The organism is Vibrio sp. HI00D65, from assembly GCF_001635455.1.
Taxonomy (GTDB): domain Bacteria; phylum Pseudomonadota; class Gammaproteobacteria; order Enterobacterales; family Vibrionaceae; genus Vibrio.
Map to the genome: position 1 here is coordinate 1 of NZ_LWEH01000278.1, position 975 is coordinate 975.

General features: G+C 47.0%; 1 protein-coding gene. It reads left to right on the forward strand.

Annotation, left to right across the window (positions count from 1 at the left end; translation table 11 throughout):
• Positions 1–975: 1-acyl-sn-glycerol-3-phosphate acyltransferase (locus A3712_RS18715; RefSeq protein ID WP_197465862.1), on the forward strand; the 975-nt coding region annotated here is incomplete at both ends.

A 975-nucleotide genomic window follows, 5' to 3' on the forward strand; every position in this document is an offset into this window, starting at 1 on the left:
TATCAACTTGAATTTCTTCCCTGCCGGTCCGATTTTCCGTCACGGTGGTGCGTTCTTCATTCGTCGTAGCTTTAAAGGTAATAAGCTGTACTCAACGATCTTCCGTGAGTACCTAGCTGAGCTGTTCGCTAAAGGCTACTCGGTAGAATACTTTAGTGAAGGTGGCCGTTCTCGTACCGGTCGTCTGCTACAAGCGAAAACCGGCATGCTAGCGATGACGATTCAGGCAATGCTGCGTGGCATGAACCGCCCAGTAACGTTAGTGCCTGTTTACATCGGCTACGAGCACGTAATGGAAGTAGCGACTTACGCAAAAGAACTACGTGGTAAGCGTAAAGAGAAAGAAAACGCGAGCCTAGTAATTCGTACTATCCGTAAGCTACGTAACTTTGGTAAGGGCTACGTGAACTTCGGTGAGCCGATTCAGCTTAACCAATACCTGAATGAACACTCTCCAGAGTGGACGAAAGACATCGATCCAATGGGCACCAGCAAGCCACAATGGATGACGCCTGTGGTCAATGACTTGGCAACCAAGATGATGACACATATCAACGACGCGGCAGCGACCAACGCACTGACATTATGTGCAACCGCTCTACTTGCGTCACGTCAGCGTGCATTGTCCCGTGACTCTTTGGTTTCTCAAATCAACTGCTACCTGTCTCTACTTAACAATGTGCCTTACTCAGACACATTTACAGTACCGAAAGACAGCGCGGAAGAATTGGTGAAACATGCAGAGTCTCTGAACAAATTCCTGATTGAGTCAGACTCAATGGGTGACATTATTTCACTAGATCGCCACCAATCGATTCTGATGACCTACTACCGTAACAACATCATTCACTTATTCGCACTGCCATCGTTAATTGCTCAGATGACCATTCGTCAGCACGGCCTAACGATCGATGCAATTCAAAAGAATGTTTCGGCAATCTACCCATTCTTGAAGAAAGAGCTATTCCTGAGCTA